This is a genomic window from uncultured Microbacterium sp., from assembly GCF_963524805.1.
Lineage (GTDB): Bacteria > Actinomycetota > Actinomycetes > Actinomycetales > Microbacteriaceae > Microbacterium.
On the sequence record NZ_CAURGG010000001.1, the window covers coordinates 148,818 to 173,251 of the forward strand.

Sequence of the window (24,434 nt, forward strand, 5' to 3'; positions counted from 1 at the left end):
GGAAAGGCCCTGCCATGGACCTGCAACTGCCCCTTTGGTTCGAGATCGGTTCGCTGATCGTCCTGACGTTGATCCTCGCGGCCGACCTGCTGCTGATCCTCAAGCGCCCCCACATCCCCTCCACCCGCGAGTCGACGCTCTGGGTGGTGTTCTACGTCACACTGGCGCTGATCTTCGCGGGACTGATGTGGATCTTCGCGGGCGGAGAGTACGCGGGCCAGTTCGTCGCGGGATGGCTCACCGAGTACAGCCTGTCGATCGACAACCTGTTCGTCTTCGTGCTCATCATGAGCCAGTTCGCGGTGCCCCGCCGGTACCAGCAGGAGGTGCTGATGGTCGGCATCATCATCGCGCTCGTGCTGCGCGGCGCCTTCATCCTCATCGGCGCGGCGGCGATCGAGCAGTTCAGCTGGGTGTTCTACATCTTCGGCGCCTTCCTGGTCTGGACGGCCTATCGTCAGGCATTCCCCGGGGGCGACCATGACGACGAGGTGAAACGCGAGAACTTCATCGTCCGGCTGCTGCGTCGCACGATCGACATCAGCGACCACTACGACGGTGCGAAGCTGCGCACGGTCGTCGACGGCAAGAAGTACTTCACGCCGATGATCATCGTCTTCGCTGCGATCGGGGTGACCGACCTGCTGTTCGCGATCGATTCCATCCCCGCGATCTTCGGCATCACGACGAGCCCGTTCATCGTCTTCACGGCGAACATCTTCGCGCTGATGGGACTCCGCCAGCTGTACTTCCTGCTCGGCGACCTGCTGGACCGCCTGCGGTACCTGCACTACGGGATCGCCTTCATCCTCGCCTTCATCGGCCTCAAGCTCGTCTTCCACGCGATGCATGTCAACGAGTTGCCGTTCATCAACGGCGGAGAGCCGATCGAGTGGGCGCCGGAGATCTCCACGTGGATGTCGCTCGCCGTGATCATCCTCTCGATGACGGTCGCCACGGTGGCGAGCCTGATCGCCTCGGCACGGGAGAAGAGCGCCAGCGCAGCGGTGCAAGAGCCCAAGAACCTGTGAGGTGCACAGCTTCCCGGAGTAGCGTGGGCAACCGGCGGGCTCGTCTGTGCCCGCCTCAGCACACGACCTCGGGAGGTCGTGATGTCTCACGGCATCGTCGCCACGAAAAAGCCCCAGACCCCGGCTCGCACAGGCAGTGATTTCACCGAGCTCGCCGCGATCGTCCGCGGTTCAGGTCTGCTGAGACGCCGTTACGGGTACTACTGGACCAAGCTCATCGCCGTCCCTGTCGTCCTGTTCCTCGCCGTGCTCGCCTTCGTATGGATCGGCGACACCTGGTGGCAGCTGTTCACCGCCGTGGCCTTCGCGGTCCTGTTCACCCAGATCGCCATGCTCGGTCACGACGCGGCGCACCGGCAGATCTTCGTGTCGGGTCGCTGGAACGACTGGGTCAGCCTGATCCTCGGTGATCTGTTCGTCGGCATGAGCTACGGCTGGTGGCGGCACAAGCACACGCGCCACCACGCGAACCCGAACAAGATCGACGCCGACCCCGACATCGACCTGCCGGTCATCTCCTTCACGCCCGAACAGGCGCGCGCGCCTCGATCACGCCTGTCCCGTTGGCTCGTCGCGCACCAGGGGATCTTCTTCTTCCCCATCCTTCTGCTGGAGGGTCTGTCGCTGCATGCCTCGGGTGTGCGCCGGGTCATCACGCGCGACAAGCTCGACCGCCGCTGGGTGGAGATCTCCTTCCTGACGGTGCGCCTCGTCGGATTCGTGACCCTCGTGTTCCTCGTGCTCTCACCCGGCATCGCCGTGGTGTTCCTCGTGGTTCAGCTCGGCGTCTTCGGCGTCTACATGGGGATGGTCTTCGCGCCCAATCACAAGGGCATGCCGCTCGTTCCCAGGGACGCCAAGCTCGATTTCCTCACGCGCCAGGTGCTGATGAGCCGGAACGTCCGCGGCACGTGGGCGCTGGATGTGATCATGGGCGGTCTGAACTATCAGATCGAGCATCACCTGTTCCCGTCGATGCCGCGCCCCCATCTGCGGCGAGTGGCTCCGATCGTCCGCGCCTACTGCGCGACGCACGGCGTTGCCTACACCGCGACCGGGCTGCTCGAGTCGTACGGCATCGTGATCCGCTACATCAACCGGGTGGGTCTCGGCGAGCGGGACCCGTTCGCCTGTCCGCTCGTGCAGCAGCGGCTCGCCGGCTGACGGTCGAACTGCGCGCCATCCGGTGCCGGTGATACCCTGAGTCCGTGCGGATCGCTCTCCTTCTCCTTAGCGGCCGCGGCGAGTCCTCGTAATCTCAGGCCTCCCTCGTCGCGGAGTTCGTCACGGGCCCGATCCCCTGAGGGCACAGCCCTCCTTCCTGGAGAACGAGACACATGAGCATCGACATCCCCGACCAGCCGCGCACCCTCGCCGAGAAGCTGTGGGCGGACCACCTCGTCGTGAAGGGCGAGAACGGCGAGCCCGACCTCATCTACATCGACCTGCACCTCGTGCACGAGGTCACCAGCCCTCAGGCCTTCGACGGCCTGCGGGCTGAGGGTCGGCCGCTGCGCCGCCTCGACCTGACGATCGCCACCGAGGACCACAACACTCCGACCCTCGACATCGACAAGCCGATCGCCGATCTGACGAGCCGCACGCAGATCGAGACACTGCGCCGCAATGCCGAGGAGTTCGGTGTGCGGCTGCACTCGCTCGGCGACAAGGAGCAGGGGATCGTCCATGTCGTGGGGCCGCAGCTCGGGCTCACGATGCCGGGCATCACCGTCGTCTGCGGCGACTCGCACACCTCCACGCACGGTGCGTTCGGCGCGATGGCGTTCGGCATCGGCACGAGCGAGGTGGAGCACGTCATGGCGACCCAGACGCTCCCGCTCACTCCCTTCAGGACCATGGCCATCACCGTGGAGGGGACCCTCAAGCCCGGCGTCACCGCGAAGGACATCATCCTGGCCGTGATCGCGAAGATCGGGACCGGCGGCGGACAGGGCTACGTGCTCGAATTCCGCGGCAGCGCGATCCGCGCGCTCTCCATGGAGGGCCGGATGACGATCTGCAACATGTCGATCGAGGCCGGCGCCCGCGCGGGAATGGTCGCACCGGATGAGACGACGTTCGCGTACGTGAAGGACAAGCCGCACGCTCCCCAGGGGCAGGACTGGGAGGATGCCCTCGCCTACTGGCGCACCCTTCCCACAGACGAGGGCGCGGTCTTCGACGCAGAGGTGTACCTGGACGCGGACGAGCTCGAACCCTTCGTCACCTGGGGGACCAACCCCGGTCAGGGCGTCTCGCTGAGCGACGTGGTCCCCTCGCCCGACGACTACGCCGACCCCAACGACCGAGCCGCCGCCGAACGGGCGCTGGAGTACATGGCCCTCACCCCCGGCACGCCGTTGAAGGACATCCCCGTGGATGCGGTCTTCATGGGTTCGTGCACCAACAGCCGGATCGAAGACCTGCGCGCGTTCGCCTCGATCGTGCGGGGCCGCAAGAAGGCCGACGGCGTCCGCGTGATGGTGGTTCCGGGTTCCGCCCGCGTGCGGCTCGAGGCAGAAGCCGAGGGGCTCGACAAGGTCTTCACGGAATTCGGCGCCGAGTGGCGCTTCGCCGGGTGCTCGATGTGCCTGGGGATGAACCCCGATCAGCTCGCGCCCGGCGAACGCTGCGCTTCCACCAGCAACCGCAACTTCGAGGGACGCCAGGGCAAGGGCGGGCGCACTCACCTGGTGTCGCCGCTCGTTGCCGCGGCCACCGCCGTGCGCGGGACTCTGTCCAGTCCGAGCGATCTCGACGAGCCGGCTCTCGGGGCAGCCGAACTCGATGACACGCCGATCTTCGCGCGCGTGCAGGCGGGGGAGGTCTGATCATGGAGAAGTTCCTGACCCACACCGGCATCGCAGCCCCGCTGAAGCGATCCAACGTCGACACCGATCAGATCATCCCGGCGGTGTATCTGAAGCGCGTCACCAAGACCGGGTTCGAAGACGCCCTGTTCGCCGCCTGGCGCCAGGACAACGAGTTCGTCCTCAACCAGTCCGCCTTCCAGGGTGCCAGCATCCTGGTGGCCGGGCCCGACTTCGGCACCGGCTCCAGCCGGGAGCACGCGGTCTGGGCTCTGCGGGACTTCGGGTTCGACGTCGTGCTGAGCCCCAGGTTCGCCGACATCTTCCGCGGCAACTCCGGGAAGCAGGGGCTGCTGACCGGTGTGATCTCGGAGGAGGACCTCGAACGCATCTGGGCGGCGATCGACGCGGACCCCGGCATCAGCATGACCGTCGATCTGGAACGCCGGACGGCCTCGATCGGCGACCTGGAGGTGCCTTTCGGGATCGATGATTACACTAGGTGGCGGCTTCTCGAAGGACTCGACGACATCGGGCTCACTCTGCGCAACGAGGACAAGATCTCGCAGTTCGAGGCGCGCCGTGAGGCGTGGCGGCCGCGGACCCTGCCTGTTCCCTAGACTCAGGCGGTTCCGTAGGCTCGGGCATTCACCCCACGAGGGTGGAACGCCGACAGCCGCCCCCTCGACACACACAAGTGAGGTTCCACCGGATGAAGACACTCCTAGACGACGGTGCTCGATCGAAGGATCAGGCGCAGGGCAAGGCAGGGGAGAAGCTGTCCGGCGAAACGCTCGCGATTCGAGGCGGGCGGCCCCTCCAGGGGCGGGTCGAAGTCAAGGGGGCGAAGAACCTCGCCACCAAGGCGATGGTTGCGGCCCTCCTCGGTGAGACGACCAGCGTGCTGCGCGACGTGCCGGACATCAGCGATGTGCAGGTCGTCCGCTCGCTCCTCGAAGTCCACGGTGTCACCGTCGTGGACGGCGAAGAAGAGGGATCGCTCGTCTTCGACCCGAGCGGCGCCGTCTCGGCGCACTTCGAGGAGATCGACGCGCACGCCGGCGCCTCCCGCATCCCCATCCTGTTCTGCGGACCGCTGCTGCACCTGCTCGGCGAGGCGCTCATCCCCGATCTGGGAGGCTGCCGCATCGGCGACCGCCCGATCAATTTCCACATGGACGCGCTGCGCGCATTCGGGGCCATCGTCGACAAGACCTACGAGGGCATCCGGATCACCGCCCCCAACGGTCTGCACGGCGCGAACATCGAACTGCCCTATCCGAGCGTCGGCGCCACCGAACAGGTGCTGCTGACCGCCGTACGCGCCAAGGGCGTCACGGAGCTGCGCAACGCCGCCATCGAGCCCGAGATCATGGACCTCATCGCGGTGCTGCAGAAGATGGGCGCCATCATCTCCTACGAGCCGAACCGCGTCATCCTCATCGAGGGCGTCGAGTCGCTGCGGGGATACGACCACCGGTGCATCTTCGACCGCAACGAGGCAGCCTCATGGGCGTGCGCGGCACTCGCGACCGACGGCGACATCTTCGTCGGCGGGGCCAAGCAGCAGGAGATGCTGACGTTCCTGAACGTGTACCGCAAGGCGGGCGGGGAGTTCGACGTCCATGAGGACGGCATCCGGTTCCGCCGCGGCGGTCCGCTCAAGCCGGTGGTCGTCGAGACCGATGTGCACCCCGGCTTCATGACGGACTGGCAGCAGCCGCTCATCGTGGCGCTCACGCAGGCGGAGGGTCGCTCGATCGTCCACGAGACGGTGTACGAGAACCGCCTGGGATTCACCGAAGCCCTCGTGCAGATGGGCGCCGACATCGTCGTCCACCCCGAGGGGATCGACAGCCCGGATCGCCGGGTGCCTCGCCGCGCGCTCGAGCAGGCAGCGGTCATCAACGGCCCCACGCCGCTGCACGGCGCCGATGTGGTCGTCCCTGACCTGCGCGGCGGCTACAGCTATCTCATCGCGGCACTCGCAGCCGAGGGCGAGTCGGTCGTGCGCAACGTCGGGATCATCCGGCGAGGCTACGAGAAGCTCTTCGCGAAGCTCGACGCCCTGGGCGCCGATTTCGACGTCATCGGATAGCACGAGTGGCCGCCTCCTCGCCCCGGCCCCGGGCTTCCGCCGAGAAGACGCGGCCGAGCGTCTTCTGGCCGCTCGCCCTCATCGTCGTGCCCCTCACCGGCCTGTTCGCCAAGATGGAGATCATCGACGGCCACAAGCTTCCGCGCGAGGGCGCCTACGTGCTGGCACCCAGCCACTCGACGGAGTTCGACCCCCTCATCGTTGCGGTCGCCGTGTGGCGCATGGGCCGTGCCCCGCGCTTCATGGCCAAGGAGAGCCTGTTCAAGGTTCCGGTGCTGGGCTGGGCGCTGCGGGCGACGGGCATGGTTCCGGTCGCGCGGTCCTCCTCGGCCGCCGCGGCGCGCCAGACGATCGAGGCGTCCGAGACGCTCGTCGAGCTCGGCCGCGGCGTGATCGTGTATCCCGAAGGCACGCTCACCCGCGATCCCGACCTCTGGCCCATGCGCGGCAAGACCGGCGCCGTCCGCCTCGCCCTGGCGGACGGCATCCCGCTCATCCCGATGGCCCACTGGGGCGGGCAGGACATCCTGCCGCGGTACGGCAAGCTCAGCTTCTGGCCCCTGCGCCGCCCCGTCAAGGTGATCGTCGGCGACCCTGTCGACATCACCGAGTTCCGCGGAAGAACGGCCTCGCCGGCCGCGCTGGCCGCCGGCACCGACCGGCTCATGAACGCGATCGCGCAGTTGTTGTCGCAGCTGCGCGGCGAGCCGGCTCCCGAGAAGCGCTGGAATCCCGGCGAGCACGGGCAGAGAGAGACGGGACGTCTTGAGCCGTAGACAGGACGCCGGACTGCCGCGCGTTGCCGTGATCGGCGCGGGAAGCTGGGGCACGACCTTCGGCAAGATCCTCGCCGACGGCGGAGCGCACGTCACCATGTGGGCGCGCCGGCCGGAGCTGGCGGGCGAGATCAACGAGGCCAAACGCAACAGCGAGTACCTGCCCGGCATCAACCTCCCCCGCGAGATGTACGCGACGCATCACCTGTCAGAGGCGCTCGAGGGTGCCGAGCAGGTGTTCCTGTCCGTTCCGAGTCAGTCCCTGCGTGAGAACCTCAAAGGCGTGCGCCCGCTCGTGGTGGGCACGGACGCTCCGATCGTGTCGCTCATGAAGGGCGTCGAGCGGCGCAGCGGTCTGCGGATGAGCCAGGTCATCGAGCAGGAGCTGAATTGCGATCCCGCCCGCATCGCGGTCGCGTCAGGCCCCAACCTCGCGCTCGAGATCGCCCGGGAGCAGCCCACCGCTGCGGTGATCTCCTCGGTCAGCCAGGAGACCGCGGATGCCGTCGCCCGCCGGGCGCGCAACCGCTACTTCCGCACCTTCGTCAACACCGACGTGATCGGGACCGAGTTCGGCGGCGTGCTCAAGAACCTGATCGCCGTCGCGATCGGCATCGTCGACGGCGTGGGCTACGGCGAGAACACGAAAGCCTCGATCATCACCCGGGGACTCGTGGAGATGACCGATTTCGCGGTCGCCCAGGGCGCCCACGTCGAGACCCTGCAGGGGCTGGCAGGCCTGGGAGACCTCATCGCGACGTGTCAGTCTCCCCTCAGCCGCAACAACACGGCGGGGCGCCTGCTCGGCCAGGGGTACAGCTTCCAGGATGTCGTGAAGCAGATGAACCAGACCGCCGAGGGACTCGCGTCGGTGGCTCCGGTTCTGCAGCTGGCCCGTGAGGCCGGCATCCAGATGCCGATCGTCGAACAGGTCAAGATGGTCCTGGACGGCACGATGAATCCCCGTGAGATCGCACCGCACCTCACGACAGACGACGACAGCCCCCAGGGCGAGAGGACGCAGAATGGACAGGCCGGCGGTGGTGGTGCTCTTTGGAGGTCGCTCCAGCGAACACTCGATCAGTTCCGCAACGGCGGGCGGCGTCCTTCGCGCGATCAGTCGTGACCGCTACCGGGTGATCCCGGTCGGGATCACGCGTGCGGGCGCGTTCGTCCTCGAGGACGACGATCCCGACAAGTTCCGTCTGGATGCCGACGAGCTGCCCGAGGTCATCGACAACGGCACGCGCATCCTGTGGCCGGAAGCGGGAGGAGATCGCGTGCTGCGCGTGCGGCGCGCGGACGGGTCGGTCGACGATCTCGGCGCCGTCGATGTCGTGCTGCCCATCCTGCATGGCGTCCACGGTGAGGACGGCACGGTCCAGGGATTCCTCGACACGCTGGAGATCCCGTACGCGGGGGGCGGTGTGCTCGATTCGGCCCTGTGCATGGACAAGCACTTCATGAAGATCGTGCTGCAGGCGGCGGGTGTGCCGGTCTCGCCGTGGGTCACGGTGACGCGCGCCGCGTGGGGGCGCGAGCAGGAGCGGATCCGAAGGGATGCCGCGGCCCTCGGGCTGCCGATGTTCGTCAAGCCCGCCCGGGCCGGCTCCAGCGTGGGGGTTTCGAAGGTGGCCCATCCGGATGAGCTCGATGCCGCCCTGCAGCTGGCGTTCGCCGAAGACGACAAGGTGCTGATCGAGACCGCGATCGTGGGTCGCGAGATCGAGGTCGCGATCCTGGAGGGGCGTGGCGGGGCGGCCTCGCGGGCCTCCCTGCCGGGTGAGATCGTGCTCACCACCCGCGAGTTCTACGACTTCGAAGGGAAGTACCTCGGCGGCGACGGCGCCGAGGTCGTCTGCCCGGCCGAGCTCACCGACGCCGAGATCGCGCGCATCCAGGAGCTCGGCATCCGCGCGTTCGACGCCGTGGATGGGCGCGGACTCGCCCGGGTGGACTTCTTCCTCGCCGCGGACGACCTCTATGTCAACGAGCTGAACACGATGCCGGGGTTCACGCCGATCTCGATGTTCCCCAAGTGCTGGATCGCATCGGGGATGAGCTACCCCGAGCTCATCTCGGAGCTGATCGACACCGCGCGGGAGCGCGCGTCGACGTAGGCGACGCTACCCCGATTCCGTGCAGGCCCGGCCGTTCTGCGGCAGCACCGAGACGACCTGCGAGAGCCGGTCGAGCACCTGCGCACTCGAGACGACATCGTTGTCGAGATAGATCTCCACAGCGGGCGTGCGATCGAAGGTCGTGACGCGGTAGCGGGGTGCGTCGGCGTCGTCGATCACCCAGTCCACGCCGTTGACCGGCGTGCAGGGGAGCGTGGTCGGGCCCAGTTCGGCGACCCCGCACGTGATCAGGACGGATGCAGGATCACCCCAGGCGCCGGTCGCCTGAGCGTCCGTCCACCGGCGAGACTGTCCGTCGACCGTGTCCGGCAGGCGCACCGTCAGATCGGCGCAGGCCGGGTCGTTCGCGTTCGCGGCCGCCGGGAGGGACACCGTCGACGTGCAACCGGTCAGCAGTCCGGCGACCAGCAGGATCGGTGCCGAGAGGACGAGGGCGAGGGACCGGCGGGGCACCGTTCCAGGTTACCTTCCGCGCGGTGCGAGCAGCCGTACGGCTAGCGTGGGACGGGTGACTGCCCCGCGCGAGGACCCGACGGTGGGCGAGCTGACGGAGGGCGAGATCCTGCGGCGGATCCTCGCCCGGCTCGGCCCTTCCCGCGCGCTCATCGGTCCGGGCGACGACGCGGCGGTCCTCGCCTCCCCGGACGGCCGGGTGGTGGCGACGACCGACACGCTCGTGCACGGCCCGGACTTCCGCCTCGCCTGGTCGAGCGGTTTCGATCTCGGGTGGAAGTCCGCAGCCGTGAACCTGGCCGACGTGGCGGCGATGGGCGGGCGTCCGACCGCCCTGCTGGTGGCCCTGGCGATGCCGAACGACACGCGCGTGTCGTTCGTCGAGAGGCTTGCGGACGGGCTGCGTGACGCGTGCGCGGCGCTCGCGCCGGGGTGCGCGGTCGAGGGCGGCGATCTGACCGTCTCGGACACCCTCACGATCGCCGTCACGGCGCTCGGATCGCTCGAGGGAAGACCCCCGGTGCGGCGCGGCGGGGCCCGTGCCGGGGATGTGCTGGCCGTCGCAGGTGACCTCGGTCTCGCCGCACGCGGCCTCGATCTGCTGTTCGGACGGTTCCGCGACGACCTCGGAAATCCCGTCGCCGTGGACCCGCTGATGCTCACCGCCGCCGAGACCGCCGCCGTCACTGCGCAGCTGCGCCCGCAGCCTCCCGTGGGTCTCGGCGTCGCCGCTGCCGAAGCCGGCGCGACGGCGATGATGGACGTGTCGGACGGGCTGCTTCTGGACGCCTCCCGGTTGGCCGCGGCATCCGGTGTCACGCTCGAGATCGACACGGCCGTCCTCGGCCCCGACCCCGCGCACGCGCTCACCGGCGGCGAAGATCACGCGCTGCTCGCGTGCTTTCCGGCCGGTGCTGCCCTACCGCTCGGATTCCACCGGATCGGCACCGTGACCGCGGCCGGCCGGCACCCGGTGCTCGTCGACGGGCAGCCGCACACGAGCGGCGGCGGATGGGATCCCTATCGCGACTGGGACGCCCAGGTCGGGTGACTCAGTCGGCGCGGCCCACCCACCACAGCACGGTGTCGCCGTATCTGCGGTCGCGGGAGTGAGCCCATCGATCCGGGAGAACGGGCTTCGCCGAGCGCGCCGCCCTCTCGATGATCACCGTGGCAGCGGGCGCGAGCGACGGCGTGAGCAGCTCGAGTGCGTGCGTGAGCTCCGGCTCCTCGAGGTCGTAGGGCGGATCCAGGAAGACGAGGTCGAAGGGACCGCGAACCCCGCCCAGGAACGCCGAGGCCGTGCTGCGGTGCACGCGTACCGCGACGCCTCGACCGACGGACTTGACAACTTTCGCGACGTTCCGCTCCAAGATCGCGACAGCGCGGGGGGACTTCTCGACCAGATCAGCGGATGCCGCGCCCCGGCTGATCGCCTCGAGCCCGAGCGCGCCGGAACCGGCGTAGAGATCCAGCACCGCTGCGCCCTGGAGCGAGTCGGCGGACTCGAGCGCTCCGAACAGGGACTCTCGGACGCGATCGCTCGTCGGCCGCGTGCCGGCCTCGGGCACCTCGAGGGTGATGGAGCCGGCACGCCCTGAGATGATCCGCGTCACACGATCACCCTATGCTCGGCACCAGGGGACCTTCGAGAGAATCGGAACGCACGATGATCCGCACGCGCACGCTGTCCATGATCCTTGCCGCCGCCGCCGTCACCCTCGCGCTGAGCGGATGCGCCGGGGGAAGCGGCGGCCCCACCGCTTCGCCGTCGACTCCGACTCCGACCCCGACTCAGACGCCGACGGCCACTCCCACTCCGACCCCGACGCCCGAGCCGACCGAGACGGTGGCTCCGGCGAACCTGCCGACGGATTGCAGCACTCTCGCCACGCCGGAGGTGCGCACGGAGGCGATCGGCGACCTGACGCTGCAAAGCGATGGCGTCGGGTTCGTCCGACCTGCTCCCGCGAACGCGACGCTCGTGCTGGGGTGCGACTGGATCGTCGGAGACTCCACGGGGATGCTGCTGCTGATCAGCACCGCGGCGCCCTCCGATGTCGCCGCCGCCGTCACGACGCTTCCCGGTCTGGGCTACGAGTGCAGCTTTTCGGATGACTTCGGCGCGGACTACTGCCAGCTCGAGGGCAACGCGCCCGACACGGAGGAGATGATCGTCGCGCGGGACGGGGTGTGGGTCTACCTCTCCACGTCCAACCGCAATGGGCGGGCGTTCCTCTCCGACATCGCCACGGGCATCTGGGGGTAGCCGCGGCAGGAGGGGCGGCGTCGTCGCCCGCCCTGCCTAGACTCGGAGCATGGTGGCCTTCGCTCTCGAGTCGCGCCTGGACGGCGCGGTCGGCGGCAAGACCGCAACGGCTCTGGAGAAGGCCTTCGGTATGCGGACCGTCGGCGATCTGCTGGCGCACTATCCGCGCCGCTACGCCAAGCGCGGTGAGCTGACCCCGATCTCCTCGCTTCCGATCGGCGAACCGGTCACGATCGTCGCGGAGGTGCGCCGGGCGAGCGAGCGGCGGATGCAGAATCGCAAGGGCTCGCTGCTCGAGGTCACCATCAGCGACGGCCAGGGCGAGCTGTCGCTGACGTTCTTCAATCAGGCGTGGCGGGTCAAGGACCTCCAGCCCGGACGCCGCGGGGTCTTCGCGGGCAAGGTGGGGGAGTACCGCGGCGCCAAGCAGCTCGCCCACCCCGACTACGAGCTGTTCGACGACGAGCAGACCGCGCGTCTCACGGCCGAGGCCAACGCGAATCTGCCGATTCCGATCTACCCCGCCACGAGCACGATCGCCAGCTGGCAGATGCGCAAGATCATCGAGCTGGTGCTGGACGGGCTCGGAGCGGTCGCGGATCCGCTGCCGGACGAACTGCGCCTGGCGGACGGACTGCTGGAAGCGCGCACGGCGATCGAGCGGATCCACCGCCCCGACTTCGAAGAGCAGATCGATCAGGCGCGCAGCACGCTGCGCATGCACGAAGCCTTCGTGCTGCAGGTGGCGCTGCTGCAGCAGCGCCAGTTCGTGCGCGCCCTGTCGGCCGTCCGTCGAGAGCCGGGGGCGCTGCTGCAGAGCTTCGACGGAGCGCTTCCCTTCGCACGCACGCCTGACCAGGTGTCGGTGGGCGATCAGATCGCGAAGGATCTCGAAGGCGACTGGCCCATGAATCGGCTCGTGCAGGGCGAAGTGGGATCGGGAAAGACCCTCGTGGCGCTGCGCGCCATGCTCCAGGTCGCGGAATCCGGCGGGCAGTCGGCGCTGATCGCCCCGACCGAGGTGCTCGCCGGCCAGCACGTGCGTTCGATCGCCCGCATGCTCGGCCCACGTCTGGCGCCCGAGCTCATGCCGACGCTCCTGACCGGTCAGATGGCCGCCGCCGACCGTCGCAAGGCCGCACTGCGGACGGCGTCCGGCCAGGCGAGGATCGTCGTGGGCACGCACGCGCTCCTGAGCGACTCCACGACCTTCGCGGACCTGGGCCTGGTCGTCGTCGACGAGCAGCATCGCTTCGGCGTGGAGCAGCGCGAGCAGCTGCGCGCCAAGGGCGCAGCCCCCCACGCGCTCGTGCTGACGGCGACCCCGATCCCGCGGACGGTCGCCATGACGGTGTTCGGAGACCTCGACGTCTCCACCATCCGGACGATGCCCGAGGGCCGTGCCGGCATCCAGACGTTCGTGGCGCCGCTGGCCGAGAAGCCGGGCTGGTTCGCGCGCGTGTGGGATCGCATCGCCGAAGAGGTCGGCAAGGGACATCAGGCTTTCGTCGTGTGCGCGGCCATCGACGCGGACGCGTCCGTCAAGGATGACACCGCGGACGAACCGGCCGCGGTGGTCGAGGGGGAGGCGGCACGCACCCGATGGGGCGTGGCGCAGGTCGTCGACATGGTGTCGCGGCATCCGGCGTTCGCGGATCTGCGCGTCTCGCCCCTGCACGGCAAGATGCCCTCGGACGAGAAGGACGCGATCATGCAGTCCTTCGCGCGCGGCGAGATCGACGTGCTCATCGCCACCACGGTCGTGGAAGTCGGGGTCGACGTGCCGAACGCCTCGACGATGGCGATCCTGGAGGCCGACCGCTTCGGCGTCTCTCAGCTGCATCAGCTGCGCGGCCGCGTCGGACGCGGCGGCGTGCCCGGGCTGTGCCTCCTCGTGACCGAGGCGCCGGCGGGGACTCCGGCCCGAGAGCGAGTCGAGGCTGTCGCAGGAACACTGGACGGCTTCCTGCTGGCCGAGATCGACCTCGAGCTGCGCGGTGAGGGCGACGTCCTCGGCGACGCCCAGTCGGGCGCTCGATCATCGCTGCGGCTGCTGCGCGTGGTCGCGGATGCCGATCTCATCGCAGAGGCGCGCATCGCGGCCGAGCGCGTGCTCGACGAGGATCCGGAACTGACCCGGCACCCGGGCCTGGCGGCGGCGCTGGAGCGCCGGCTCGGGATGGAGGAGCGAGCGGCGCTGGCGAAGAATTGACGCGAGCCGGATCAGGGTCGCGACAGAACTAGGCTCGTGGCATGAGCAGCCGGATCGCCGTCGTTCCTGGATCCTTCGACCCGCCCACCCTGGGGCACCTCGACGTCATCCGCCGCGCCGCCGCGCTGTACGACGAGCTGCATGTGCTCGTCGTCCACAACCCCGGCAAGGAGGCGATGCTGCCGATCGCCCAGCGGCTGTCGCTCCTCGAGCAGTCGATCGCCGAAGGCGACGTGGAGGGCGAGGTCATCGTCTCGTCCTGGAGCATGGGACTGCTGGTCGATTACGCGACCGATGTGGGCGCCGGGGTACTCGTGAAGGGCATCAGGTCGCAGATCGATGTCGCCTATGAGACGCCGATGGCGATCGTGAACCGCCACCTCGCTCACGTCGAGACCGTGTTCCTGCTTCCCGATCCCGCGCACGCGCTGGTGTCCAGCTCGCTCGTGCGGCAGGTCTCGGCCCTGGGCGGCGATGTCTCCCCGTTCGTGCCGCCGGCGGTCGCCCGCTTCCTCGACACCGGCGCCCGGGACATCTGAGCCGACCGCCCACAGCCGTTGCCCGGCTGCGCGCGGGTAGCATGGTCGACCGTGAGAAAGCACCGTTCCGGCCCCTTCGCACTTCCCGTGCGCGACATCATCCACCACCCCGGCGAGATGCGCGAGTTCACGCTCGACATCCCCGCGCCCGACAGATGGGGTGAGGGGCTCGTCAGCGTCGCCGAGGGCGATTCGGTGCTCGTCGAGGTGCGTCTCGAATCGGTGCACGAGGGGATTCTCGCCACCGGACGGATCGAGACCGAGTACGTCGGCATCTGCGGACGCTGCCTCATCGACATCGCCGAGCCTGTCGAAGTCGAGTTTCAGGAGCTTTTCGCGTATCCTGGAGAGGAAGCAACTGACTTCGAGGTTCAAGACGATCACGTGGATCTTGAAACTCTGGTCAGGGATGCGACCGTATTGGCGCTTCCGTTTCAGCCGGTGTGTCAGCCGGATTGCCCCGGCCTCGATCCGGCCACGGGCGAGCGGCTGGCCGTGAGCACCGGATCAGAGCAGCGCGAGCCCCTCGACAACCGCTGGGCCGCGCTCGAGAAGTTCACCCCAGACCACGACGACGAAGCCCCGCGCGCATAGCGCGGCCTGCGGCGCCGAGAACACAGAAGAGAGCAAGCCATGGCAGGTAACCCCCCGAAGCGGAAGGTCTCCCGCTCCAACACCCGTTCGCGTCGCGCCCAGTGGAAGGCGGCGCCCATCACGCTGACCTCCACCGTCGAGAACGGCAAGGTCGTCTACAGCCGTCCTCACCAGGCGAAGGTCGTCACCGACTCGCAGGGCACCGAGCTGTTCCTCGAGTACAAGGGCCGCAAGGTCGCTGACGTCTGATTCCGCGCCCGCGGATCGTGACTGACGTCGCACCGGAGCGCGTTGCGCTCACCGACAAGCTCGGAGTCGTGATCGACCCCGAGCTTCTGTCGTTGGCTCTGACCCATCGATCGTGGGCGTACGAGCACGGTCAGGGTCCCCACAACGAGCGTCTGGAGTTCCTCGGCGACTCGGTGCTGGGGCAGGCCGTTACCGTGCGCCTTTTCACCGCGAATCCCGCGCTCGACGAGGGCGCGCTGGCCAAACGCCGTGCCAGCGTCGTGTCCACCGTGGCGCTCGCGCAGGTCGCGCGCGGAATCGGCCTCGGCGACCACGTGAAACTCGGTCGCGGTGAGGAGCAGACCGGCGGCCGCAACAAGGACTCGATCCTGGCCGACACGATGGAAGCCGTGATCGGGGCGACGTACCTCTCGCTCGGTCCGGATGCCGCTGCGGGGCTCGTGCTGCGCCTGATCGACCCGCTCCTGGCGGATCCCGAGCGCTATGGCGCCGCCGTCGATCCGAAGACCACCCTGCAGGAGCTGGCCTCGCAGCGCGGCAGCGCTCCGCCGGTGTACGAGGTGTCCTCGACCGGCCCGGATCACAGCCGACTGTTCACTGCGACCGTCCAGGTCGCCGACTTCACGGCGTCGGGCTCCGGCTCCAGCAAGAAGCAGGCCGAGATGGCGGCCGCTCTGCTCGCGTGGCGTGAGCTCAGCGGCCGGGCCTGATCCGGCGTGCCCGAACTCCCCGAGGTCGAGGTGGTCCGCGCCGGCCTGAACCCGGCTGTGGCCGGCGCCACGGTGGTCGCGGTGACCGTGATGGACGAGCGCGCACTCACCCGGTATGCCGGCACCGGCGCAGAGTTCGAGGTCGCCCTCACCGGACGCCGGCTCCGCGGGGCGGCCCGACGCGGCAAGTTCCTCTGGATTCCGCTCGGTCCTGATGCGGGCGATGGCGCGGCGACCGAGGCGCTGGTCGCGCATCTGGGCATGAGCGGTCAGCTGCTGCTGCGTCCACCGGGCGCGGATCCGGAGCGGCACGAACGGGTGCGGCTCGATCTCGCCCACCCGGACCACGGTGAGGTGGCGATCGTCTTCGCCGACCAGCGCACGTTCGGATCGTTGACGCTCGATCCGCTGGTACCTACTGCGGATGCCGCTCCCGCTGGTCTCGGGACGCTCGAGCCCGCTGTTCCGAGCCAGGTGGCCCACATCGCACGCGATCCGCTCGATCCCGCGTTCGCGGACCGCGCTTTTCGCGCCGCGTTGAGCCGAAAGGGTTCCGCGATCAAGCGCGTGCTGCTCGATCAGACGACGATCAGCGGCGTCGGCAACATCTACGCGGACGAAGCGCTGTGGCGAAGCCGGATCCACCCCGAGACCCCGGCCCGAACCCTGCCCACGCGCTCGGCCCGTCGGCTTCTGGCCGAGGTCCGAGGGGTTCTGGAACAGGCTCTGGCCGAAGGCGGCACGAGCTTCGATGCCCAGTACGTCAACGTGAACGGGCAAGCCGGCTACTTCGCCCGATCGCTGAACGCGTACGGCCGCACGGGGGAGCCGTGCCCGCGCTGCGGTCGCCCGATCGTGCGCGTCTCCTTCATGAACCGCTCGAGTCACTACTGTCCGCACTGCCAGAAGCTGCGCGGCTGAGCATGCTGGTCGTCCGTCAGAGGCTCATCTGCCACATGCCTGCGTAGGCGATCGGCACGAAGCCCATCGCCTCGTTGATCGAGAGCATGGGCCTGTTCTCCTCGGCGTTGTTGGTCAGCACCTTCGGGGAGGTCGGCATGCGTTCGCGCCAGATCTTGAGCGTCTCCGCCTTCACGAGTGCGCCGAGCCGGTGACCGCGATGCTCCTTCAGCACGAGAGTGTCGTTCTGCGATGTCGGCCGCGAGTGGTCCTCGCCGATCATGTACAGCTCCGTGTAGGCGACGAGCTCGCCCGTTCCGATGTGCTGCGCTGCTCCGATCACGCCGGTGTAGCCCTGCGCGACGAGCCGGTCATCCATGCGGGCGACCCGGTCGGCATCCCATATCTGCTCGTCGAAGTCCATGTCGCCGGCGGGACTGTCCGTCGACATCCGCGACTTCATCCAGGCATACCCCTCTCGCCACTCCGGCGGCGTCGGCAGCGACCACGACACGTACCGATAGCCGGATGCGGCGCGCTGTGCGGCCGCCAGAATCTCGTCGATGCGCTCGAGCGGCTGGGTCAGGTCCAGGGCGCTGGCGCGATAGACCTGCTCGAGTGAGAACCCGAATGCCGTCATCGCCGCGGCGATGTGGTCCTCCGGCACCGAACCCCAGCCGGTGCGAGCGGTGAGCCGCCTCCCGCTCCGTTCCTGGTGGTCTGTCCAGCCGTGCAGCACGGTCCGGCGCTGGTCGCGCGCCAGTGCGACGAGGTGGTCGAACGTGTGCCGGCCCGCGCCGCGTCCCCACCATTCCGGCAGGATCTCGATGCGCACATCGGCGCCCCGAGACCCTTCCTGGGCCGGAATGTAGAGCATCCCCCGCCCGATCGGCTCGCCGTCCGCGAGGACGAGGAAAGCGTGGATCGCCTCGTCGGCCTGGTCCTGGAATGCCGGGAGAGTCTGCGCCGGCGTTGCGGCGACGGCCTGCTCGCCGCGAACGACGCGGTTGATCCGGTTGCGCAGATCGACCATGACCGAGAAGTCCGCGGAATCCGGTCCGCCCAGATCTGCGGGCACGACGATCGGTCGAAGGGTGATCGTCGCCTCCGGCCCCGTCGTCACGCGAGCACCTTCTTCCACGCGCCGGCGTACGACGCCGGGACGAAGCCGATCGCCTCGTTGATGTCGAGCATGTGCCGGTTCTCCTCGGCGTTGAAGGTCGACACGCGCGGCGACTGCGGCACGAGCTCGCGCCAGCGCAGCAGGTTCGCGCACTTGACGATCGTCCCCAGCCGGCGTCCCCGGTGATCCCGGAGGACGAGGGTGCCGTACTGCTGCGTGGCGCCGTCGGGCTCGGCGATCACCAGCTCGTTGTAGGCGGCGATCGCGCCGGTCGGCACGTGCAGCACGCAGGCCACCGAGACGGTCAGACCCTGAGCCTGCAGTCGGGCGTCGCGACGTCGCACCCGGGCGGCATCCCAGTGCTGCTCGTCGATGACCAGACCCGCCGCAGGCGCGTCGGTGGACATGCGGGCGAGCACCTGTGCGAATCCGTCCAGATGCTCCTCGGGCGTCGGGGCCGTCCACATGATGAGGCGGTAGTCCTGACCCGCGCGCTCGAGTGCGTCAGCGAGCTTCTGCTCGACGATCTCGAGCGAGCCGTGCAGGTCCAGGACGCTGTTGCGCTCCACCTGCTCGAGGGTGAACCCGCTCTCCTGCATGAACACGGTCTGCGGATCCATGGCGGGGATCGCGCCGAAGCCGGTCGGCGGAGCGAGGCGCGGTCCTTCCGTGTCGGGGCGATGCAGCGTCCACGACTGGATCGTGCCGATACCGCGCACGCGAGCCTGGGCTTCCACCGCGGTCAGCAGCGCCTGTTCGGCGCCCCGGCCGCGCATCGGCGGGTCGACCATGAGATCGAATTCGATCGATGAGACGTCGTCCTCGTTCGAGACCATCATCTTCACGGCGCCGACCACGCGACCGTCGAGCTCCGCGGTGAAGCCGATCTGGGTCCAATCCGACTGGTCCTGCCAGAACCCGAGGACCTCCTCCGCCGTCTCGTTCAGATAGTCGTGACCGGCATCCTCGAGGCACACGGCGTTCGCGATCCGCACCATCTCGAGGAACGGGCCGGCATCGGGGGAGTCCAGACTCGCCGGAACCACGATGGGCGAGACCGTCACGCCCGTTCGCTGGTCGATGTCAGTCATCGAGGACCTTCTTCCACGCGCCTTCGTACGCGATCGGCACGAAGCCGATCGCCTCGTTGATGTCGAGCATGGGGCGGTTCTCCTCAGCGTTGTAGGTGATGATGCGCGGCGAGAGGGGGGCGAATCGGCGCCACCTGAGCAGGCCGGCGCATTTGACGAGGGTTCCGAGCTTGTGACCGCGGTGGTCCTTCAGCACAAGGGTGTCCTCCTGGTGCGAGGCTTCCGTGCGGTCGTTGCCGATGACGAGTTCGTTGAACGCGCACAGCTCGCCCGTGGCGATGTGCTGCGCGGCGGTCACGAGCAGCGGCCGGCCGGCATCGGTGTAGATCGAGTCGTGCCGGGCGATGCGCGCGGCATCCCACGTCTCCTCGTCGAACTGCAATCCTGCAGACGGCGCGTCCGTCGCCATGCGGGATTTCATCCACGCGTAGCCGTCCACGAATTCCGGCGGCGTGGGCGCGAACCACTGCACGAGCCGATATCCGGAGGAGGCCGCCGTCGCCTCGGCGAGCAGTCGCTCGACGTTCTCGAAGGGTCCCTGCAGGTCCAGGGCACTGTTGCGTTCGACCTGTTCGAGCGTGTACCCGTGCCGCAGCAGGAACCGGGCCACGTGATCCTTCGGAATGCTGCCGAAACCGGTCGGCGCCTTCAGCCGCGGTCCGGGCGCGTCCGGGTGCTCAGCGAAGGACTGCAGGACGCTCCGGCCGTTCTCGCGAGCGATGCGCTCGACGAGTTCGTACGCGAGGGAGCCGATGCCGCGACCCCAAGCGTCGTGAACGAGCTCGATCAGCCAGAACGCCAGTGCGGAGTCGCCCTCGAGGGGCAGATCCACGCCGATGCGACCGACCATGCGGCCCTCGGTCCACACGGTCCAGGTGAGTCTGCGTTCGTGTTCGGAGGGCTGGTAGACGGGCAGCAGCTCGTCGGCGGCGATGCGATGGTCGTCATGCCCGGAGATCTCCCGGTAGACGAGATTTCGCACGCGGACCATCTCGATGAACTCCGCGGCATCGGAATCCTCGATGGATGCCGGGATGGTGAGAGGTCGGAGTTCGAGGCCGACCGGGGCGGTGATCATGGCTGGTTCCGTTCAGGAGGAGGGGATCCGGGCCCGCCGACAAGGCGGGCCCGGATGGGGATCAGGTGCGGATGCTGTTCAGGGCGTGCGCACGGAGGGCGGCATGGTTCCGGTCGGCCAGCGACCGGTGGTTTCCGAGCCTGCGGGCGTGGTCGGCATGATCGCGCGCGCTCTGCTGGCGACGGGCACTGCGCAGCACCAGCCAGAGACCGACCCGCAGCTCGAGTCGGTCGGCGAGCGTCAGCCGTGCAGCCTGCGCCGTCGTGGGGTGACGCAGCGCGGTGTTCAGCAGCGTGTCCGAGCCGGGAGACCGGACGGGCGCCAATGTGTCATTCATGGTGGTCTCTTTCTGGAAGGGGTGGAGGGAGGGACGCCCGAGCGGGCGGGGTCGCGAAGAAGCGACGCGCGGGACGCCTGAAGGAGGGCGTCGGCGGAGCGCGATATCGCGATCGGCCGGTGTCTGCGGGGACCAAGCGGTCCGCGGGCAGAGTCCTCCCGGGCGGCGGTCAGCCGGCGGTGGGAGCCGTGGCGCCGAACACCGAGGTCACCGGAGCGAATCCGCGGAACAGCGAACGGCGAACGGGCGAGAAGCCTGGGTTCATCTTGTGCATCATCGGTGACCTCCTTTCGTGTGTGGACGCGAAGAGTGACGATAGCGCCACGGCGATGCCGGCGTCAAGCGAATTCGCAGATTCGGTGACCGACGGGCGTGTCGCGGGCGGCTTCCGCTCCGGGCGGACCGCCGATCCCCTCGGCTCGCCTGCGCGGAAGTGAGGACGCGCTCGGGTAGCGTGGGTCGCTGAACAGCCCGGGGCGGAAGGCGTCTGTATGCACCTGAAGAGCGTGACGCTCAAAGGGTTCAAGTCGTTCGCTCAGCCGACGACCTTCGCGTTCGAGACCGGCGTCACCTGCATCGTCGGACCCAACGGGTCGGGCAAGTCCAACGTGGTCGATGCGCTCGCCTGGGTGATGGGCGAGCAGGGCGCCAAGACCCTTCGCGGCGGCAAGATGGAGGACGTCATCTTCGCCGGGACCTCGACGCGCGGCCCGCTGGGGCGTGCCGAAGTCCAGCTGACCATCGACAACGCCGACGGCGCACTGCCGATCGAGTACTCCGAAGTCACGATCAGCCGCACGCTGTTCCGCAACGGTGCGAGCGAGTACGCCATCAACGGCGGCGTGTGCCGTCTTCTGGACGTTCAGGAGCTGCTGAGCGATTCGGGCCTCGGTCGCGAGATGCACGTCATCGTCGGGCAGGGCAGGCTCGACAGCGTGCTGCAGGCTTCGCCCGAGGAGCGGCGCGGATTCATCGAGGAAGCGGCGGGAATCCTCAAGCATCGGCGGCGCAAGGAGAAGACGCTGCGCAAGCTCGAGGCGATGGAGGCCAACCTCACGCGCCTCAGCGATCTCGCCGGCGAGCTGCGCCGGCAGCTCAAGCCGCTCGGCCGTCAAGCCGAGATCGCGCGCGAAGCCGCCACGATCGCCGCCGTCGTGCGAGACGCCCGCGCCCGACTGCTCGCCGACGAGCTGGTCGCTCTCCGTACAGAACTCGCCGCATTCGCGCGCAGCGAGCAGGAGCGGCACACGGAGCGCCTGGTCCTGCAGGAGCGGACCGACAACCTGCGCACGCGGATCGCCGAGCTGGAGCAGCAGCAGCGGTCCGAGGGCGTCGACGAGGCGCGGAGCATCGTCCATGGGCTGGAGCGGGTGCAGGAGCGGCTGCGGAGCCTGTTCACCCTGACAGGTCAGCGACTCGCTCTCCTGGGCGAGAGCGCCGGTGACGAGGGTCTCGAGATCACGACAGTCTCGCAGGCCATGATCGACGACGCTCGCACGGAGATCGACGACATCGCCGCGGGACTCGGTGACGCACAGGATGCCGCCGCCGACGCCTCCCGGCAGGTCATGCGCGTCCGCGCGGAACTGGACGCGCTCGATGTCGACATCGCCGCGCAGAGCGCCCTGGTCTCCGAGCACGACATGCGCATCACCGCTCTGCGCGGATCCGCCGAGGCCGCAGCATCCGCCCTCGCCGCCGTGCAGGCCGGCGTCGCGCGGCAGCGTCTGGCTCTGGAGGCCGCCCTCGCGCGTCGCGCCGAGGCGGCAGGGGAGCTGGAGGACGCCGACCCCGATCTCGTGCCCGAGGGGTCGGCGGCCGAATACGCGGCAGCGTATGAGCGGTCTCAACGCGACGCGACGGAGGCGGAGGCCGCGGTCGGGCGACTCCGCGACCGACTGCACGCCGCCGAGCGCGAGCGCGAGTCGGTGACCGCGCAGACCGCCGCGCTGGGGCGGGCTCTGGACGTCCGAAACGCCGCGGCCGAACTCGTCGCCACCGGCGGGACGGGAATCGTCGGTCTGCTGGGTGATGCCGTGAAGGTGACGCCGGGATTCGAGGCGGCCATCGCAGCGGCATTGGGACCCCTCGCGGAGGGCGTCCTGGTGGAGAGCCGCGAAGACGCTTTCGCGGTCGCGCAGACGGTGAAGGGCGCGGACCTGGGAGTCGTCGACATCGCGATCGCGCGGTCGGTCGCAGAGGTTCCGGTGACGCCCGGCATGCCGGGCATCACCGCGGCGTCCGAAGTGGTCACGGCCCCGGACGGGGTCCTCGGCATCCTGTCTCGCGTGGTCGTCGCCGACGATCTGAAAGCCGCTCGAGCGGCGGGCGAGCAGCTGGCGACCGGCGGCGCCGTGATCACGATCGTCACGCGGGCCGGCGAGGTGTACACCCCGCACACGCTGCGCGCCGGCTCCGGACAGGGACGATCACGGCTCGAACTCGCTGCCGAACGTGATGCCGCAGCGGAGCGCCGGGACGAGATCGTCGTGGTGGCCGATTCTCTGCGCGAGGCACTCGGCGATGCCGTGCATGCTCTCGAGAATTCCCGGCAGCGTGCCAAAGCGGCTCTCGCGACGCTGCGGGCGCACGACGCGGCACTGGCGGCGCACACCGAGAAGGTCAACCGGGCCACCGTCCGTCACGAAGCGGCGATCGCGGACTGCGATCGCCTCGCCGCAGCCCTCGAGCAGGCATCGACGGCGGTGGATGAGGCGGAGGCGGCGGCCCGGGCCGCCGAGGACCGGCTGACCTCCGCGCGACAGGCGCCGCGCCCGATCCTGGACGCCTCGGCGCGCGACGGCCTGCTGGCGGAGCTGGAGCAGGCGCGGGACGCCGAGATGCGCGCGCGCCTGGAGGTCGAGACGCTCAAGGAGCGGGTGCGGGCGGGCGAGGCGCGCGTGGTGCAGCTCGAGCGGCAGCGTGAGCGCGAGCGGGATGCCGCGGCAGAAGCCGCGCGTCGTGCAGTGGTCCGCCGCGCCCAGCGGGAGGTCGCGGCGGAGGTCGCGGACCGGCTGCCCGCCGTTCTCGATTCCGTCGATCGCTCGGTGAGCCAGGCTCGCGTGGAGCTCGCGGCGGCGGAGTCCTCGCGGACTGCTGTCACCGCCGAACTCTCGGAGCTGCGGCGTCAGGAGAGCGCACTGCGAGATCGGCTCACAGGTCTGACCGAAAGTGTGCACGGACTCGAGCTGCAGATCCACGAGAAGCGTCTGCACGTCACGAGTCTTCTCGAGCGCGTCGGCTCGGAGCTCGGCCTGGAAGAAGACATTCTCATATCGGAATATGGCCCTGATCAGCCTTTGCTCCCGGAGGACGGGGCGGAGACCGACCCCGCACCGTTCGACCGGGCGCAGCAGCGGCGGCGGCTGCAGGACGCGGAGCGCAAGCTCGCGCAGCTGGGCCGGGTCAACCCGCTCGCGCTCGAAGAGTTCGCCGCCCTCGAGCAGCGGCACAAGTTCCTCGTCGAGCAGCTCGCAGATCTCACCCAGACCCGCAAGGATCTGCTCACGATCATCGAAGAGCTGGACGAGCGGATGCAGACGATCTTCCTGGCTGCATTCGAGGACACCCGCACGGCATTCGGCGAGGTGTTCCCGGTGCTTTTCCCGGGCGGGACCGGGAGCATCTCGCTGACCAACCCGGATGACCCGCTGACGACCGGCATCGAGGTCTCGGTGCGCCCGGTCGGCAAGAAGATCGAGCGGCTTTCTCTGCTCTCCGGTGGCGAGCGGTCGCTTGCGGCCGTCGCGCTGCTGGTGGCGATCTTCATGGCGCGGCCGAGCCCGTTCTACATCCTCGACGAGGTGGAGGCTGCGCTCGACGACGCGAACCTCGGACGCCTGCTCGGCGTCTTCGAGCGGCTCCGTGAGAGCAGCCAGCTCATCGTCATCACGCACCAGAAGCGGACGATGGAGATCGCGGACGCCCTCTACGGCGTCTCGATGCGTCAGGACGGCGTCTCCGCCGTCGTCGGTCAGCGTGTCGGGGAGCGCGCCTCGGCGTGAGCTCCCCGTCGGACGGCCC

The 24,434-nt window shown here is 69.0% G+C and carries 23 protein-coding genes; 17 read left to right on the forward strand and 6 right to left on the reverse strand.

Going from position 1 to position 24,434, the window contains the following annotated elements; translation table 11 throughout:
* The first annotated feature begins 14 nt into the window (after positions 1-14).
* The 8 genes from RWQ91_RS00775 (at position 15) to RWQ91_RS00810 (ending at position 8,835) form a co-directional block, all read left to right on the forward strand.
* Positions 15-1,031: a TerC family protein gene (locus RWQ91_RS00775; RefSeq protein WP_314501876.1), complete on the forward strand. Its 1,017-nt coding sequence runs from the start codon at positions 15-17 to the stop codon at positions 1,029-1,031.
* Positions 1,032-1,112: 81 nt separating this feature from the next.
* Positions 1,113-2,195 carry an acyl-CoA desaturase gene (locus tag RWQ91_RS00780; protein WP_314501878.1) on the forward strand — a complete coding sequence of 361 codons (1,083 nt, stop codon included), beginning with the start codon at positions 1,113-1,115 and terminating at the stop codon, positions 2,193-2,195.
* A gap of 173 nt (positions 2,196-2,368) precedes the next feature.
* Positions 2,369-3,862, forward strand: coding sequence for a 3-isopropylmalate dehydratase large subunit (gene leuC, locus RWQ91_RS00785; RefSeq protein ID WP_314501880.1), 1,494 nt, complete (start codon positions 2,369-2,371; stop codon positions 3,860-3,862).
* Between the two features lie 2 nt (positions 3,863-3,864).
* Positions 3,865-4,461, forward strand: coding sequence for a 3-isopropylmalate dehydratase small subunit (leuD, locus tag RWQ91_RS00790; RefSeq protein WP_314501882.1), 597 nt, complete (start codon positions 3,865-3,867; stop codon positions 4,459-4,461).
* Between the two features lie 92 nt (positions 4,462-4,553).
* Positions 4,554-5,939 (forward strand): UDP-N-acetylglucosamine 1-carboxyvinyltransferase, encoded by a 1,386-nt coding sequence (gene murA / locus RWQ91_RS00795; protein ID WP_314501884.1) that lies wholly within the window; start codon positions 4,554-4,556, stop codon positions 5,937-5,939.
* Between the two features lie 5 nt (positions 5,940-5,944).
* Positions 5,945-6,715, forward strand: coding sequence for a lysophospholipid acyltransferase family protein (locus RWQ91_RS00800; RefSeq protein ID WP_314501885.1), 771 nt, complete (start codon positions 5,945-5,947; stop codon positions 6,713-6,715).
* The gene (locus RWQ91_RS00805) at positions 6,705-7,841 is read left to right on the forward strand and encodes an NAD(P)H-dependent glycerol-3-phosphate dehydrogenase (protein ID WP_314501886.1); all 1,137 of its coding nucleotides are present in this window, start codon (positions 6,705-6,707) and stop codon (positions 7,839-7,841) included. Before RWQ91_RS00800 ends, RWQ91_RS00805 begins: the two co-directional genes overlap by 11 nt.
* Positions 7,741-8,835 carry a D-alanine--D-alanine ligase family protein gene (locus tag RWQ91_RS00810; protein ID WP_314501888.1) on the forward strand — a complete coding sequence of 365 codons (1,095 nt, stop codon included), beginning with the start codon at positions 7,741-7,743 and terminating at the stop codon, positions 8,833-8,835. Before RWQ91_RS00805 ends, RWQ91_RS00810 begins: the two co-directional genes overlap by 101 nt.
* A 6-nt stretch (positions 8,836-8,841) precedes the next feature.
* Here the strand turns inward: RWQ91_RS00810 and RWQ91_RS00815 are convergent, their stop codons facing one another.
* Positions 8,842-9,309, reverse strand: a complete 468-nt coding sequence (locus RWQ91_RS00815; RefSeq protein ID WP_314501889.1) for a DUF3515 family protein — start codon at positions 9,307-9,309, stop codon at positions 8,842-8,844.
* A gap of 55 nt (positions 9,310-9,364) precedes the next feature.
* Here RWQ91_RS00815 and thiL point away from each other — a divergent pair, with 55 nt between their 5' ends.
* Positions 9,365-10,360 carry a thiamine-phosphate kinase gene (gene thiL, locus RWQ91_RS00820; protein ID WP_314501891.1) on the forward strand — a complete coding sequence of 332 codons (996 nt, stop codon included), beginning with the start codon at positions 9,365-9,367 and terminating at the stop codon, positions 10,358-10,360.
* Position 10,361: 1 nt separating this feature from the next.
* Here the strand turns inward: thiL and rsmD are convergent, their stop codons facing one another.
* Positions 10,362-10,925 (reverse strand): 16S rRNA (guanine(966)-N(2))-methyltransferase RsmD, encoded by a 564-nt coding sequence (gene rsmD, locus RWQ91_RS00825; RefSeq protein ID WP_314501893.1) that lies wholly within the window; start codon positions 10,923-10,925, stop codon positions 10,362-10,364.
* A 53-nt stretch (positions 10,926-10,978) separates the two neighbouring features.
* On the opposite strand from rsmD, the gene RWQ91_RS00830 reads away from it, so the two are divergent.
* From RWQ91_RS00830 to mutM, 7 genes are all read left to right on the forward strand, one after another.
* Positions 10,979-11,578: a hypothetical protein gene (locus RWQ91_RS00830; protein ID WP_314501895.1), complete on the forward strand. Its 600-nt coding sequence runs from the start codon at positions 10,979-10,981 to the stop codon at positions 11,576-11,578.
* 49 nt (positions 11,579-11,627) lie between these two features.
* Positions 11,628-13,790, forward strand: coding sequence for an ATP-dependent DNA helicase RecG (locus RWQ91_RS00835; protein WP_314501897.1), 2,163 nt, complete (start codon positions 11,628-11,630; stop codon positions 13,788-13,790).
* A gap of 41 nt (positions 13,791-13,831) precedes the next feature.
* Positions 13,832-14,329, forward strand: a complete 498-nt coding sequence (gene coaD / locus RWQ91_RS00840) for a pantetheine-phosphate adenylyltransferase (protein ID WP_314501899.1) — start codon at positions 13,832-13,834, stop codon at positions 14,327-14,329.
* 117 nt (positions 14,330-14,446) lie between these two features.
* Complete coding sequence (locus RWQ91_RS00845; RefSeq protein ID WP_314502890.1) at positions 14,447-14,923, forward strand: YceD family protein; 477 nt, start codon at positions 14,447-14,449, stop codon at positions 14,921-14,923.
* 39 nt (positions 14,924-14,962) lie between these two features.
* Positions 14,963-15,172, forward strand: a complete 210-nt coding sequence (rpmF, locus tag RWQ91_RS00850; RefSeq protein ID WP_091706827.1) for a 50S ribosomal protein L32 — start codon at positions 14,963-14,965, stop codon at positions 15,170-15,172.
* Positions 15,173-15,189: 17 nt separating this feature from the next.
* The gene (gene rnc, locus RWQ91_RS00855; RefSeq protein WP_314501903.1) at positions 15,190-15,882 is read left to right on the forward strand and encodes a ribonuclease III; all 693 of its coding nucleotides are present in this window, start codon (positions 15,190-15,192) and stop codon (positions 15,880-15,882) included.
* Between the two features lie 6 nt (positions 15,883-15,888).
* Positions 15,889-16,803 (forward strand): bifunctional DNA-formamidopyrimidine glycosylase/DNA-(apurinic or apyrimidinic site) lyase, encoded by a 915-nt coding sequence (gene mutM / locus RWQ91_RS00860; RefSeq protein WP_314501905.1) that lies wholly within the window; start codon positions 15,889-15,891, stop codon positions 16,801-16,803.
* Positions 16,804-16,819: 16 nt separating this feature from the next.
* Here mutM and RWQ91_RS00865 read toward each other — a convergent pair whose 3' ends face one another.
* The 4 genes from RWQ91_RS00865 to RWQ91_RS00880 all read right to left on the reverse strand — a co-directional run bounded on the left by RWQ91_RS00865 (position 16,820) and on the right by RWQ91_RS00880 (position 20,411).
* Positions 16,820-17,905 (reverse strand): GNAT family N-acetyltransferase, encoded by a 1,086-nt coding sequence (locus RWQ91_RS00865; RefSeq protein ID WP_314501907.1) that lies wholly within the window; start codon positions 17,903-17,905, stop codon positions 16,820-16,822.
* Positions 17,902-18,996 (reverse strand): GNAT family N-acetyltransferase, encoded by a 1,095-nt coding sequence (locus RWQ91_RS00870; protein WP_314501908.1) that lies wholly within the window; start codon positions 18,994-18,996, stop codon positions 17,902-17,904. Before RWQ91_RS00870 ends, RWQ91_RS00865 begins: the two co-directional genes overlap by 4 nt.
* Positions 18,989-20,074, reverse strand: a complete 1,086-nt coding sequence (locus RWQ91_RS00875) for a GNAT family N-acetyltransferase (RefSeq protein ID WP_314501910.1) — start codon at positions 20,072-20,074, stop codon at positions 18,989-18,991. The genes RWQ91_RS00870 and RWQ91_RS00875 overlap by 8 nt, the downstream gene beginning before the upstream one ends.
* A gap of 61 nt (positions 20,075-20,135) precedes the next feature.
* Entirely contained in the window at positions 20,136-20,411 is a 276-nt protein-coding gene (locus tag RWQ91_RS00880) for a hypothetical protein (RefSeq protein ID WP_314501912.1), read from the reverse strand.
* Between the two features lie 491 nt (positions 20,412-20,902).
* Between RWQ91_RS00880 and smc the strand changes: the two genes are divergently transcribed.
* A complete protein-coding gene (gene smc / locus RWQ91_RS00885) occupies positions 20,903-24,415 on the forward strand; it encodes a chromosome segregation protein SMC (protein WP_314501914.1) in 3,513 nt (1,170 codons plus the stop codon).
* Positions 24,416-24,434: the final 19 nt, after the last annotated feature.